The following is a 14,210-nucleotide window of genomic DNA, read 5'->3' as shown; positions in this document are numbered from 1 at the left end:
ATATAAGGGGTGCGGACGGCAGTGGCTGCCAGCCCCAGCGACCCCCACAGGAGACGCCATGCCAGACATCGCTCCCACCGCCCAGGCCTCCGCGGCCGCCATCGACGCCATCGTCGCCGCGCGGCAAGACATGCCGGGCGCATTGCTGCCGATCCTGCACGAGATCCAGGACACACAGGGCCATATCCCGGACGCAGCCGTGCCGGTGATCGCCCGCGCGCTGAACCTGTCGCGGGCCGAGGTGCATGGCGTGATCACCTTCTACCACCACTTCCGCCAGCAGCCGGCCGGGCGCCATGTGATCCAGGTGTGCCGCGCCGAAGCCTGCCAGGCGGTCGGCGCCGAGGCGCTGGCCGACCACGCCAAACGTGCGCTGGGGTGCGGCTTCCATGAAACCACTGCCGACGGCGCGGTCACGCTGGAGCCGGTGTACTGCCTGGGCCAGTGCGCGTGCGGCCCGGCCGTGATGGTCGGCGAACGGCTGCACGGCTATGTCGATGCGAAGCGCTTCGATGCACTGGTGCGGTCGCTGCGCGAAGCGCAGGCCGCCAACGAAACCGCGGAGGCCCAGGCATGAGCGCCACTGTCAACACCATCTTCGTGCCGCGCGATTCCACCGCGCTGGCGCTCGGCGCCGATGAAGTCGCCCGCGCGATCGAACGCGAGGCGGCCCGGCGCGGCGAAGCGGTGCGCATCGTCCGCAACGGCTCGCGCGGCATGTTCTGGCTCGAGCCGCTGGTCGAGGTGCAGACCGAGGCGGGGCGCGTGGCCTATGGCCCGGTCAGCGCGGCAGACGTGCCGTCGCTGTTCGACGCGGGCCTGCTGCAGGGCGGTGCGCACGCGCTGGCGCTTGGCCTGACCGAGGAGATCCCGTTCCTCAAGAAACAGGAGCGCCTGACCTTTGCCCGCGTCGGCATCACCGACCCGCTGTCGCTGGACGACTACCGCGCGCACGAGGGCTTCGCCGGCCTGGAGCGCGCGCTGTCGATGGCGCCCGCCGAGATCGTGCAGGAAGTTACCGATTCCGGCCTGCGCGGCCGCGGCGGCGCGGCCTTCCCGACCGGCATCAAGTGGAAGACGGTGCTGGGCGCGCAGTCGGCCGTCAAGTACATCGTGTGCAATGCCGACGAAGGCGACTCGGGCACGTTCTCCGACCGCATGGTGATGGAGGACGACCCGTTCATGCTGATCGAAGGCATGACCATCGCCGGCCTCGCGGTGGGCGCCGAGCAGGGCTACATCTACTGCCGTTCCGAATACCCCCACGCCATCGCCGTGCTGGAAAGCGCCATCGCCATCGCCAACGCGGGCGGCTGGCTGGGCGAAGATCTCCGCGGCAGCGGCAAGCGCTTCCACCTTGAAGTGCGCAAGGGCGCGGGCGCCTATGTCTGCGGCGAGGAAACCGCGCTGCTGGAAAGCCTGGAGGGCAAGCGCGGCGTGGTGCGCGCCAAGCCGCCGCTGCCGGCACTGGAGGGTCTGTTCGGCAAGCCCACTGCCATCAACAACGTGATCTCCCTGGCCACCGTGCCGGTGATCCTGGCGCGCGGCGCGCAGTACTACCGCGACTACGGCATGGGCCGTTCGCGCGGCACGCTGCCGTTCCAGCTGGCCGGCAATATCAAGCAAGGTGGTTTGGTCGAGAAGGCGTTCGGCGTCACGCTGCGCGAGCTGCTGGTCGACTACGGCGGCGGCACCCGCAGCGGCCGCGCCATCCGCGCGGTGCAGGTGGGCGGCCCGCTTGGCGCCTACCTGCCGGAGTCGCGCTTCGACGTGCCGCTGGACTACGAGGCCTATGCCGCGTTCGGCGGCGTGGTCGGCCACGGCGGCATCGTGGTGTTCGACGAGACCGTCGACATGGCGAAGCAGGCGCGCTACGCGATGGAGTTTTGCGCGATCGAATCCTGCGGCAAGTGCACGCCGTGCCGGATCGGCTCGACCCGCGGCGTCGAGGTGATGGACCGCATCATCGCCGGCGACGAGCCGCAGGAAAGCGTCATCCGGCACGTCAAGCTGGTGCGCGACCTGTGCGACACCATGCTGTACGGCTCGCTCTGCGCGATGGGCGGCATGACGCCATACCCGGTGCTGTCCGCGCTCAATGAATTCCCCGAGGACTTCGGCCTCGCCCCTAATCGGACAACTGCGCCGGCCAAGGCGGCTTAAGCCGACATTGTCTGACGCCAGAACAGAACACGGGAGACAAAGATGGACTGCCGCGATGTGATCGACTTCGGTACCCCCGCCAGCGAATCGACCGAGATGGTCACCCTTGAAGTCGACGGCGTCAGCGTCACCGTGCCCGCCGGCACGTCGGTGATGCGCGCCGCGATGGAAGCCGAGATCGCCGTGCCCAAGCTGTGCGCGACCGACAGCCTCAAGGCCTTCGGCTCGTGCCGCCTGTGCCTGGTCGAGATCGAAGGGCGCCGCGGCTATCCGGCCTCGTGCACCACGCCGGTGGAAGCCGGCATGAAGGTGAAGACGCAGAGCGACAAGCTCGCCGACCTGCGCCGCGGCGTGATGGAACTGTATATCTCCGACCACCCGCTCGACTGCCTGACCTGCCCGACCAACGGCAACTGCGAGCTGCAGGACATGGCCGGCGTGGTGGGGCTGCGCGAAGTGCGCTACAACGACGGCGGGCCGGATGTTGGTACAAGCGCCAAGCCCATCGCCACGCACACCGCGCTGAAGAAGGACGAATCGAATCCCTACTTCACCTATGACGCTTCGAAGTGCATCGTCTGCAACCGCTGCGTGCGCGCCTGCGAAGAGACGCAAGGCACCTTCGCGCTGACCATCAGCGGCCGCGGGTTTGATTCCCGCGTCTCGCCCGGCACCAGCCAGTCGTTCATGGAATCAGACTGCGTCTCGTGCGGCGCCTGCGTGCAGGCGTGCCCGACCGCGACGCTGACCGAGACCTCGGTGATCAAGCTGGGCCAGGCCTCGCACAGCACCGTCACCACGTGCGCCTACTGCGGCGTGGGCTGCTCGTTCAAGGCCGAGATGAAGGGCAATGAAGTGGTGCGCATGGTGCCGTACAAGGACGGCAAGGCCAACGAAGGCCACGCCTGCGTCAAGGGCCGCTTTGCGTGGGGCTATGCGACACACAAGGACCGCATCCTCAAGCCGATGATCCGCGCGAAGATCACCGACCCGTGGCGCGAAGTGTCGTGGGAAGAGGCGATCGGCTACGCGGCTTCCGAGTTCAAGCGCATCCAGGCGAAGCACGGCAAGGATTCGATCGGTGGCATCGTGTCGTCGCGCTGCACCAACGAAGAGGGCTACCTGGTGCAGAAGCTGGTGCGCGCCGCCTTCGGCAACAACAACGTTGACACCTGCGCGCGCGTTTGCCATTCGCCCACCGGCTATGGCCTGAAGCAGACGCTGGGCGAATCGGCGGGCACGCAGACCTTCAAGTCGGTGGAAAAGGCCGACGTGATCATGGTGATCGGCGCCAACCCGACCGACGGCCACCCGGTGTTTGCCTCGCGCATGAAGAAGCGGCTGCGGGCCGGCGCGAAGCTGATCGTGGTCGATCCGCGCCGCATCGACCTGGTCGACTCGCCGCATATCCGTGCCGATTTCCACCTGCAACTGCGCCCGGGGACCAACGTCGCGCTGGTGACGTCGCTGGCACACGTGATCGTCACCGAAGGGCTGCTCAACGAAGCCTTTATCGCCGAGCGCTGCGAGGACCGTGCGTTCAACCAGTGGCGCGATTTTGTCGCGCAGCCGGAGAACTCGCCCGAGGCAATGGAAAGCGTCACCGGCATTCCCGCCGACCTGCTGCGCGGCGCCGCGCGCCTGTACGCCACCGGCGGCAATGCCGCGATCTATTACGGCCTGGGCGTGACCGAGCATGCGCAGGGTTCGACCACCGTGATGGGCATCGCCAACCTGGCCATGGCCACCGGCAACATCGGCCGCGAAGGCGTGGGCGTGAACCCGCTGCGCGGGCAGAACAACGTGCAGGGTTCGTGCGATATCGGCTCGTTCCCGCATGAGCTGCCGGGCTATCGCCACGTGTCGGACTCGACCGTGCGCGGCCTGTTCGAATCCGCGTGGAATGTCGAGATCAGCCCGGAGCCGGGCTTGCGCATCCCCAACATGTTCGAAGCCGCGCTGGCCGGCAGCTTCATGGGCCTGTATTGCCAGGGCGAGGACATTGTGCAGTCCGACCCGAACACGCAGCACGTGTCCGAGGCGCTGTCGTCGATGGAATGCATCGTGGTGCAGGACATCTTCCTGAACGAGACCGCCAAGTACGCGCACGTGTTCCTGCCGGGTTCGTCGTTCCTGGAGAAGGACGGCACCTTCACCAACGCGGAACGCCGCATCTCGCGCGTGCGCAAGGTGATGCCGCCCAAGGCCGGCTACGCCGACTGGGAAACCACCATCCTGCTGGCCAACGCGCTCGGCTATCCGATGGACTACACCCACCCGTCGCAGATCATGGACGAGATCGCGCGCCTGACGCCGACATTCTCCGGTGTCAGCTACAAGCGCCTGGACGAACTGGGCAGCATCCAGTGGCCGTGCAACGCCGATGCGCCGGAAGGCACGCCGACCATGCATATCGATGCCTTCGTGCGCGGCAAGGGCAAGTTCATCATCACCAAGTATGTGCCGACCACCGAGAAGATCACGCGCGCCTTCCCGCTGATCCTGACCACCGGCCGCATCCTGTCGCAGTACAACGTGGGCGCGCAGACGCGGCGCACGGATAACGTCTACTGGCACGCCGAGGACCGGCTGGAAATCCATCCGCACGACGCGGAAGAGCGCGGCATCAAGGATGGCGACTGGGTCGGCGTGCAGAGCCGCGCGGGCGATACGGTGCTGCGCGCCATTGTCAGCGAGCGCATGCAGCCGGGCGTGGTCTACACCACCTTCCACTTCCCGGAATCCGGCGCCAACGTGATCACCACCGACAACTCGGACTGGGCCACCAACTGTCCGGAATACAAGGTCACCGCGGTGCAGGTGATGCCGGTGGCGCAGCCGTCGGCCTGGCAGCAGCAGTACCAGGACTTCAACACGCAGCAGCTGCAGTTGCTGGAAGCCGCCAGCGCGGACCCGGCACAAACCGCGGCGCAGGCCGCGAACTGAGCGGAGGGCGACATCATGATGCGCTGCATGCAGTCACCGCAGGCCCCTCCCGACGCGTCGGCTGCGCTGGACGAGATGCCGACCCACAGCACCTTTGCCGTCAGCCGCTGGCGGCAGGGCGAGATCTCGCTCAGTCCCGACGAGGTGGCCGAGGAGGTGCCGGTCGCGCTGGAATACAACGGCATCTCGCACGCGGTGATGCTCGCCACGCCGGCCGACCTGGAGGACTTCGCGCTCGGCTTCAGCCTGAGCGAAGGCATCGTGTCGACGGCGCGCGATGTCTATGACATCGAAGTCGACATGCGCGAGCATGGCATCGCGGTGCGGCTGGAAATCGCCTCGGAAGCGTTCATGCGGCTCAAGGACCGGCGCCGCTCGCTGGCCGGGCGCACCGGCTGCGGGCTGTGCGGCACCGAATCGCTCGAGCAGGTGATGCGCGCGCCGGCGCCGGTGCGCAGCGATGCCGGCTTCCATACCGACGTGATCCAGGCCGCGTTCGTGCAGCTCCAGCTGCGCCAGGCACTGCAGCGCCACACCGGCGCCACGCACGCCGCCGCATGGCTGCGTGCCGATGGCCACGTATCGTTGGTGCGCGAAGACGTGGGGCGCCACAACGCGCTCGACAAGCTGGCCGGCGCGCTCGCGCGCAGCGGCGAGGACATTGCCACGGGCGCCGTGCTGGTCACCAGCCGGGCCAGCTACGAAATGGTGCTGAAGACCGCCGCCATCGGCGCCGGCGTACTGGCGGCAGTGTCGGCGCCGACAGCGCTGGCAGTGCGGCTGGCCGAGCAAAGCAATATCACGCTGGCCGGGTTCGTGCGCGCCGGCGCGCACGTGGTCTATGCCCATCCCCAACGCCTGCAACACGGCCGGCAACACGGCCTGCAACACGAAGCGAGCCTCGCATGAACGTCGAGAACCTGATCACCATGGCCAACCAGATCGGCAGCTTCTTCGAGGCGATGCCCGATCGCGAGGAGGCGGTCTCCGATATCGCCGGGCATATCAAGCGCTTCTGGGAACCGCGCATGCGCAGGGCGTTGCTGGGACACGTCGACAGCGAATCCGGCATCGGGCTGGATGCGATCGTGCAGGAGGCGCTGGCGCGGCACCGGAGCGTGCTGGAATAGCAGGCCTGGCAGCGGCCAACGACCGCCAGCGCCGGGCGTCAGCCGCTGTTGCCGTATTCCAGCTGCGGATACCAGTCGCCACCGCGGCCTTCCGGCGTGGTGTCCAGCAGCGTCCAGAGCGGGTCCAGGTCCGGCGCGCCGCGCGGATCCTGTCCGGGGTCGGCCGTGAGGGCATACATCTCGCCGCTCCAGAAGTGCCGGATCTTGCCGTCGCGCCGCGTGAAGACCGAGTAGCCGGGCACGTCGCCGTCTTCCGGGCTGACATAGTCGCGCGTGAATGCGCCGTCGAGGTCGGCATAGACCTTCAGACTGGTCCAGCCTCGTTCCTTCTTTGCCTGCAGCAGGCGTTCGATCGGTGAGCGAGCGATCATTGCCAGCGCCACGCGCTGCTCGATATCCGGCACCTTGTGGTCCCACGAAGCCATCAGCGACGTGCACATCGGGCAGGGACGTTCGCGCTGCGGCCCGAACATGTAGCTGTAGATAATGAGAGTGTCCTTGTCGCCGAACAGGTCTTCCAGCGTCACGGGGCCGTGTTCGCCCTGAAAGGTATAGCGCCTGGTGACCTCGCCGCCGGGCGGCAGCTTGCGGCGTTGCGCGGCGACGCGTTCGATATGCCGCCGCAGTTCGATCTCTTCGGCCAGCAGCGCATTGCGGGCTTTGCGGTACTCGGTACTTTCGTTGGGGAAATGAACCGGATTGCGTTGCGCCAGGTCCGTGGCCGGGGTGAGTGTTGACTTGGCTTCCATGTCGGCCCTCCTTGTCAGGCTAGCGTCTCGGAACAGCCATGCAAGGTGCGCTGCCCGCCACCAGGCGGGCGCTGCGGATGGCATGGCCCGTCATGGTTGGTGCGCGTCCGGCACGGATCGTTCCCGCGCCGCGCGTCGGGCATCACTTCAGGCGCAAGGGCTCCAGCAGCGCCCCGTCATATTCGGGATGCGAAATCCTGCCCAGCTCCAGCATGCGCCGCAGGATATAGACCTGCCGTTGCCGCGCCCGGCGCGGATTGGCGACCGGGTTGTTGGCCGAGGGCGCCTTGGGCAGGCCGGCCAGCATCGCGGATTCGGCCAGCGACAGTTGCGCCAGCGGCTTGCCGAAATAGGTCTGCGCCGCATCGGCAAAGCCATACGCGCCCTGGCCGAGGTAGATCTTGTTCAGGTACAGCTCGAGGATCTCGTCCTTGCTCAGCGCGTCCTCGATCCGGTACGACAGCAGCACCTCGTACAGCTTGCGCGTATAGGTCTTGTCGCGCGACAGGTAGAAGTTCCGCGCCACCTGCATGGTGATGGTCGACGCGCCCTGCGACAGGTCGTCCGACAGGTTGGCGACGCCCGCGCGGATCACGCCGACATAGTCGATGCCGTCATGCACGTAGAAGCGCTCGTCCTCGATCGCCACCACGGCGTCGATCAGCTCGCGCGGATAGCGCGACAGCGGCACGTAGTCAGCGGTGCGGCGGAAATCCTGCAGCGCGTCGAGCGACGGCAGCTGCCGCTGGACGGCGAGGAGGGCAACGGTGGCAAGCAGCGCGCCACCGACCAAGGCGAGCGCCAGCAGCTTGAGAAAGGCGGACCAGAGACTTTTCATGCCGCGTATTGTGCCAGCCGCGGGCGGCGGGGTGAGAGTCCCCGCTGTCCCTCGCGCCCGTGGTTGCTGGCACCGCCACGGTCAGCCCTTCGGCCCTTGTGCAGGCCGAACGGCAGCAGCGCGCCGGGGTCTTCGCCGAACATGGTCGACGCGTCGGTGGTGGGATTGCCTTCGGCATCGATGATGCTGTTCTCGGGCTCGGCTTCCCCTTTCTCCGCCAGCACGCGGGCCTTGTTGATGGCGATCGCGCTGGTGGCCATCGAACACCATCAGCGTGCCCCGGTCCAGCGCGCAGGTGGCGCGGCCTTCGCGGTTGACATTGTCGGTCTCGATCGCCTTGCGGTAGCCGGGCAGGATCGAGATGCCGTGGCTGGCGTAGCCGCAGCGGTCGGCTCGACCAGGTGCTCGGCGACGTCGTCGGCGATATCCCCGGGTACGGACTGCGCCACCAGCAGGTCGCGCGCAAAACGGCGGGCGGAATCAAGGGAGAGTTTCATCGTGGCCTCTTCATGGCGTCCTCATGATCCTCATACCCACCCCAGCCAGCGCCAGTAGGTGGCCGCGAACAGCAGCATCAGGCCATAGCCGACGATGGTGACCGGGATGCCGATGCGCGCGAACTGGCGTCCGTTGAAGGTCTCGGTGCCCAGGCACACCATGTTCTGCGGCGCGTTGATCGGCAGGATAAAGCCGAAGCTCACGGTAAAGCCCAGCAGCATGGTCAGGCCGACGCGGTTGATGTCGCCGGGCAGGGTCTGCAGCACCGAGATCAGGATCGGCAGCAGCGCCGCGGTCAGCGCGGTGGCGCTGGCAAAGCCCAGGTGGATCAGGATCAGGAACGCCGCCAGGATCGCGAACACCATCACCGCGCCCTGCGTGGCCAGGCCCGAATGCGTCACCACGAACTCGCCCAGCCACTGGCCGGCCTTGGTGGACAGCAGCGCCGTGCCCAGGCTGATGCCGACGCCGAACACGATCAGCGTGCCCCAGGGCGTGCGCTGCTGCATGGTTTTCCAGTCCATCACGCCGATGCGCGGCAGCATCAGGATCACCAGCCCGACAAAGGTCACGGTGGCGGTGTCGAAGCTGTGCAGCTTGCCTTCGGTGGCCCAGAACAGCAGCAGGCCGATCGACACGGCGGCCAGGCGCTTCTGCGGGCTGGTCATCGGGCCCAGTCCGGACAGCTCGCGCTGCACCGCTTCCTTGCCGCCGGGAATCGCGTCGGTCTCGGGCGGCAGCAGCCAGCGCACCAGGAAGTACAGCACCACCGACATGACGATGGCCCACGGCGCGCCCGCGATCAGCCATTGCAGCCAGGTGATGCGCTCGCCGAGCAGCTTGTCCATGAAGCCCACGGTCAGCAGGTTCTGCGCGGCGGCGGTCTGGATGCCGACGTTCCAGATGCTGGTGGCCTGCGCCACCGTGATCATGATGCCGGCGGCGATATTGGATTTCTTGTCGACGCCGAACGCGGCGATCACGCCCATCATGATCGGCACCACGCAGGCGCTGCGCGCGGTGGCGCTCGGCACCACCAGGCTCAGCGCGATGGTGACGGCAATCGTGCCGATCAGGATGCGGCGCGTACTGGTGCCAATGGCCGACAGCGTCACCAGCGCGATGCGCCGGTCCAGCCCGGTCACGGTCATGGCCGCGGAGATGAACAGCGCCGCGGCCACCAGCGCCAGCGCGGTGTTGGAGAAGCCGGCCAGCGCCATGCCCAGCGCCCGGGAGGTGCCGTACTGGACGCTGGGGTCGTTGACCGTCGGCGCGAAGCCGATCAGCCCGGCCATCAGCGAGGTGATCATGATCGCGCTGGCCTCGTACGAGACCGCCTCGGTGATCCACACCACAATGGCGAAGGCCAGGATGGCCAGCATGCGCTGGCCGGCAATGGTCAGTCCCTCCGGCTGCGGGATCGCGAGTACGCCGAGCAGCACGGCGACTGCGAGAAACAGGCCCCAGTGCAGCGTCATCCTGGGCGCGGCGGCGCTGGCGGTTGCAGCGGTCGCGGGCGCCGTCGGCGGAGTTGGTGGAGTCGGGGAGGCCGGTGAAGCGTGAGAGGTATCGGGCATCGCCATCATCCTTTTCGTTGAGGATCCTTGTCGGATACCTCGACACGGCGTGCTGGTGCGATGCGATCGGTGCGGCAGGCCGGCAACTGCGCCGGCGGGGGCTGTCAGTCGCGAGGCGCCATCCGCGTCGGGCTTGCTCTGGCGGCCGGGCTTCTGGCCTGGCCGTTGCGTTCGACATGATAGGAATTGTCCGAGCCGGTAGGGACGATGTCGAGGATTCCAGACGCCTCATTGCGCCGACAATGACTCAGATCAAGTGTTGCTTCGGACGGCGAAATCTTGCGGCGAATTCGTTATCCCATCTGTAAAGGCAGGCGCCACAAGGCCTGGCGGGCAAAGCGGCGCACGCGCCGCCAAATCCCCGCCAGCCAGGTGATGCATGCGTCGGGGTGATCTGAAATAATTGGAGCCGATGATGAAGGTTTTGGTGCGCGGACTGAAGGCAGGACTCAGCGCAGCAGCGCTGCGCAAGGCACTGGCGCATTACGCCAGCATCCGCTCGGTCGAGCTGGTCGAGGCCGGCGACCCGAAGCGCCCGTGGGCCTGGGTCGATATCGACGCCGGCGCGCTCGCGGTGTGGAAGCTGGTGGCGCGGCTGGACCGGCGCTATATCGCTGGCTGCCACCTGCGCTGGTATGTGCCGGCGTATCGCGGCCGCTGACGGCTGCCGGGGTCCGCATCGATAAGAACAGTCAGGGAGCAATAATGAACAAGTGGTTCCGACGGGCATTTCCGCATGTCCACACGGTCGTGTCGCCCGGGCCGGCGGCACTGGACGGCATGATCGGTACAAACGGCACAAACGGCACAAACGGCACAAACGGCACAAACGGCACAAACGGCACAAACGGCACGATCGGGCATGCGGCGCTGGCATTCGACACCATCAGCAATGCGCGCGACCTCGGCGGCCTGCGCGGCGCCGCCGGCCGCCGCGTGCGCAGTGGCCGGCTGTATCGCAGCGGCAACCCGGCGCTGGCCAGCAAGGCGGACCTGGACCGGCTGCATGCGCTCGGTCTCGACATGGTGGTTGATTTCCGTTCTCCCGGGGAGAAGTCGCCGGACGAGGCCGGCTTCGGTGCGCGCTTCAACTGGGTGGCAGTGCCGGTGCTGGACGGCAGCATGGCAATGGACGTGCTGATGCCGCGCCTGCGCGCCAGCACGCCGGCGCAGATCGACGGCTTCATGCTCGAGGTCTACCGCGATTTCCCGGTGCGCTACCGCGACGCCTTCGGCGGCTTCATGCAGACCGCGCAGCAGGGCAAGACGCTGCTGTTTCACTGCACCGCGGGCAAGGACCGCACCGGCTTTGCCTCGCTGTTGCTGCTGTCGGCTCTGGGCGTCGCGCAGGACGATATCCTCGCCAACTACCTGGAATCGAACCAGCGCAATGCCCGCTTCAACGAGACCGCGCTGGCGCGCATGGCGCAGCTGGGCGTGAGCGCAGAGGCCATGATGCCGCTGCTCGAAGTCCGTGCCAGCTATCTCGATGCCTCGCTGCAGGCGATCGAGCAGGGCTGGGGCAGCGTCGACAATTACCTGAGCGACGCGCTCGCCGTCGACGTCGCGCAGCTGCGCGCGCACTACCTCGAAGACTGACGCGCCGCGCTCCGGAAGCATCAAAGCCGTCCGCATTCGCGCAGGATGCGGGCGGTGCCTGTCATTGCCGCAGATGCGCGCGCACGGGCAATGCTGCATCGCGCAAGCGTAACGCGCCAGCATAAGGCACCCTCAAGACAGGAGGTGGCAGCCGAAATCCCGAAGGGGGCCCCTCGCAACTGTAGCCCTCGCCACACCGTCCCTTCCTTGCACCGCGCCGCCTCGGCTGCTAGGCTTTATTTTGGTTGCAGTGCAACATGCGCCACCCGGGCCCGCGCCGCCAGCGCGCACGCCGGCAAACGGCGCCAACAGGCGAAGTGGAGGAAGTGGAATGACCGCTCGCATACCCGCCGATCCGTCTCAGCGCGCCACCGGGCCCGCCACGCTCCCGACCACCGACGGTACCAGTCCGTACCAGGGGCAGCCGGCGCTCGAGTACTTCGCCGATGCCTGGCAGCGGTACGTGCTGCTGCTCGATATCCTGCGCCAGCGCGGCAACGAGTCCTCCGAACACGAGCGCGAAGGCATGCCCGCCGTGCTGGTGTTCGAGCATGAGCTGCTTGTGGACGGACGCGAGCTGGCCGAGCCCGTCAACTACGCGCTGCTGAGCATCCTGCCGCCCGCCGACACTCCCGTCGACCCGTCCAAGCGCGCCTTCGTGGTGATCGACCCGCGCGCTGGCCATGGCCCGGGCATCGGCGGCTTCAAGGCCGACAGCGAGATCGGCATCGCGCTGCGCACCGGGCATCCGTGCTACTTCATCACCTTCTACCAGCAGCCGTGCCCGGGGCAGACCATCGAATCGGTTGCGCGCGCCGAGGCGCATTTCCTGCAGCTCGTCAGCGAGCGCCATCCCGACGCGCCGGGCAAGCCCTTTATCGTCGGCAACTGCCAGGCCGGCTGGGCGCTGATGATCCTGGCCGCGGTGGCGCCAGAGCGCTGCGGACCGCTGCTGGTCGCCGGCGCGCCGCTGGCCTACTGGTCTGGCGTGCGCGGACGCAACCCGATGCGCTACAGCGGCGGGCTGCTGGGCGGCTCGTGGCTGGCGTCGCTGACCGCCGACATGGGCAACGGGCGCTTCGACGGCGCCTGGCTGGTGCAGAACTTCGAGAAGCTCAATCCGGCCAACACGCTGTGGACGAAGCTCTACGACGTCTACGCCAGGGCCGATACCGAGGGCCCGCGCTTTCTGGAGTTCGAGCGCTGGTGGGGCGGCCACTTCCTGATGAACCGGGAAGAGATCGACTGGATCGTGCAGAACCTGTTCGTCGGCAACCGCCTGACCGCGGGGCAGGTGCGCAGCAGCGACGGCAAGACCGTGGTCGACCTGCGCAACGTGCGCTCGCCGGTGATCGTGTTCGCATCGTGGGGGGACAACATCACGCCGCCGCAGCAGGCGCTGAACTGGATCCCCGACCTGTACGCCACCGACGAGGAGCTGGTGGCCAACGACCAGGTCATCGTCTATTGCCTGCATCCGACGGTCGGCCATCTCGGCATCTTTGTCTCGGCCGGGGTTGCGAACCGCGAGCACAGCGAACTGTTCTGCGCGCTGGACCTGATCGACGTGCTGCCGCCGGGCCTGTATGAAGCCAGGATCGAGGACGTCGCGCCCGACATGCCACACCGCGACCTGATCGAAGGGCGCTACCTGGTGCGTTTCGAGCGCCGCAGCGTGGCCGACATCCTGGCGCTGGACGACGGGCGCGAGGACGAGCGCGCCTTCGAGGTGGTGAACCGCGTCGCCGAGATCAACCAGCACCTGTACGACACCTTCGTCTCGCCGTGGGTGCGCGCGATGTCGAACGAACTCAGCGCGCAGTGGATGCGCAATCTGCATCCCGCGCGGCTGGAACGCTCGCTGGCCACCGACATGAACCCGTGGATGGCGTGGATCGGCGCGCTCGCGCCGATGGTGCGCTCGCACCGCACGCGGGTGTCCGCGGACAATCCTTTCCTGACGCTGGAGCAGGCAGTGTCGGCGCAGATCGTCCGCGCGCTGGACCAGTTCCGCGACGTGCGCGACGCGTGGTACGAGCAGACCTTCGAAGCCATCTACAACTCGCCGGCAATGGCCGCGCTGGTGGGGCTGCAGGCGCAGCCGCCGGCCAATACCGAATCGCCGGTCACGCAGGCGTTGCGCAAGGAACTGGCCGAGCGCCGGCTGCGTGACGCCGAGGCCGCGATCGAGCACGGCGGCAAGCTCGAGGCCTTCGTGCGCGTGCTGGCCTACGTGGCGGACCGCCCGAGTTCGATCGAGGAGCGTCCCTTCAACCTGCTGCGCAGGTTCGCGCGCGAGCAGCCCGAGGCCGCCGGGCAGGTGAATCTGGCCACGTTCAAGCGGGTGGTGCGCCAGCAGACCTTCATCGTGCAGCGCTATCCGCGGCATGCGGTGCAGGCGCTGCCGGCGCTGGTGCCGGACCGCGATTCGCGGCGCCGGCTGATGATCGCGGTGCACCGGGTCATGACGCTGGACCGTCCCCTCGAAGGCGAGCGGCTGGAGCGCTACCGCGAAGTGACCGAGGTGATGGGCACGCGCCACCATCCGCCGCGATCCGCCGAAGGCAACGGCGCGGCCGTGGCCGGCAGCGAGGCGCCCGAGATTGCCGACAGCGCAGGCAAGCCGGCATCGCGCGCGTCGGCGCAGCGCAAGGCTGCGCCGCGGGCCGGCAGCTGATCCGTACGTCCAGCGATCCGTTTCAGCAGTCCA

General features: G+C 67.6%; 11 protein-coding genes and 1 pseudogene. 8 read left to right on the top strand and 4 right to left on the bottom strand.

The features are described 5' to 3' along the window. Positions 1–58 precede the first annotated feature (58 nt). The 5 genes from J8I82_RS28490 to J8I82_RS28470 are packed head-to-tail and all read left to right on the top strand — an operon-like array spanning position 59 to position 6,239. Positions 59–577 (top strand): formate dehydrogenase subunit gamma, encoded by a 519-nt coding sequence (locus J8I82_RS28490; protein WP_209762397.1) that lies wholly within the window; start codon positions 59–61, stop codon positions 575–577. Beyond that, positions 574–2,163: a formate dehydrogenase beta subunit gene (locus J8I82_RS28485; RefSeq protein WP_209762394.1), complete on the top strand. Its 1,590-nt coding sequence runs from the start codon at positions 574–576 to the stop codon at positions 2,161–2,163. The genes J8I82_RS28490 and J8I82_RS28485 overlap by 4 nt, the downstream gene beginning before the upstream one ends. A gap of 42 nt (positions 2,164–2,205) precedes the next feature. Next, positions 2,206–5,109, top strand: coding sequence for a formate dehydrogenase subunit alpha (gene fdhF, locus J8I82_RS28480; RefSeq protein ID WP_209762391.1), 2,904 nt, complete (start codon positions 2,206–2,208; stop codon positions 5,107–5,109). A 15-nt stretch (positions 5,110–5,124) separates the two neighbouring features. Further along, positions 5,125–6,018 carry a formate dehydrogenase accessory sulfurtransferase FdhD gene (fdhD, locus tag J8I82_RS28475; protein WP_209762388.1) on the top strand — a complete coding sequence of 298 codons (894 nt, stop codon included), beginning with the start codon at positions 5,125–5,127 and terminating at the stop codon, positions 6,016–6,018. Beyond that, the gene (locus tag J8I82_RS28470) at positions 6,015–6,239 is read left to right on the top strand and encodes a formate dehydrogenase subunit delta (RefSeq protein ID WP_116294412.1); all 225 of its coding nucleotides are present in this window, start codon (positions 6,015–6,017) and stop codon (positions 6,237–6,239) included. Before fdhD ends, J8I82_RS28470 begins: the two co-directional genes overlap by 4 nt. 38 nt (positions 6,240–6,277) lie before the next feature. On the opposite strand, the gene J8I82_RS28465 is transcribed toward J8I82_RS28470, so the two are convergent. The 4 genes and pseudogenes from J8I82_RS28465 to J8I82_RS28450 form a co-directional block, all read right to left on the bottom strand. After that, entirely contained in the window at positions 6,278–6,988 is a 711-nt protein-coding gene (locus J8I82_RS28465; protein WP_209762385.1) for a DUF899 family protein, read from the bottom strand. Between the two features lie 142 nt (positions 6,989–7,130). After that, positions 7,131–7,826 (bottom strand): transglycosylase domain-containing protein, encoded by a 696-nt coding sequence (locus tag J8I82_RS28460; RefSeq protein ID WP_209762382.1) that lies wholly within the window; start codon positions 7,824–7,826, stop codon positions 7,131–7,133. 92 nt (positions 7,827–7,918) lie between these two features. After that, a pseudogene (locus tag J8I82_RS39700) lies at positions 7,919–8,323 on the bottom strand (Ldh family oxidoreductase); the annotation flags it as partial. A gap of 30 nt (positions 8,324–8,353) precedes the next feature. Beyond that, entirely contained in the window at positions 8,354–9,901 is a 1,548-nt protein-coding gene (locus tag J8I82_RS28450) for a DASS family sodium-coupled anion symporter (RefSeq protein WP_209762380.1), read from the bottom strand. A 415-nt stretch (positions 9,902–10,316) separates the two neighbouring features. Here J8I82_RS28450 and J8I82_RS28445 point away from each other — a divergent pair, with 415 nt between their 5' ends. The 3 genes from J8I82_RS28445 to J8I82_RS28435 all read left to right on the top strand — a co-directional run bounded on the left by J8I82_RS28445 (position 10,317) and on the right by J8I82_RS28435 (position 14,177). Continuing rightward, positions 10,317–10,562, top strand: coding sequence for an RNA-binding protein (locus tag J8I82_RS28445; RefSeq protein ID WP_209762556.1), 246 nt, complete (start codon positions 10,317–10,319; stop codon positions 10,560–10,562). A gap of 44 nt (positions 10,563–10,606) precedes the next feature. After that, complete coding sequence (locus J8I82_RS28440) at positions 10,607–11,500, top strand: tyrosine-protein phosphatase (RefSeq protein WP_245180205.1); 894 nt, start codon at positions 10,607–10,609, stop codon at positions 11,498–11,500. Positions 11,501–11,831: 331 nt separating this feature from the next. Further along, positions 11,832–14,177: a DUF3141 domain-containing protein gene (locus J8I82_RS28435; RefSeq protein WP_209762377.1), complete on the top strand. Its 2,346-nt coding sequence runs from the start codon at positions 11,832–11,834 to the stop codon at positions 14,175–14,177. Positions 14,178–14,210 lie beyond the last annotated feature (33 nt).

Source organism: Cupriavidus consociatus, assembly GCF_017814975.1.
GTDB classification, from domain to species: Bacteria; Pseudomonadota; Gammaproteobacteria; order Burkholderiales; family Burkholderiaceae; genus Cupriavidus; species Cupriavidus consociatus.
Note: the sequence above shows the minus strand (reverse complement) of the source record. Positions and strands in the feature narration are given on the sequence as shown.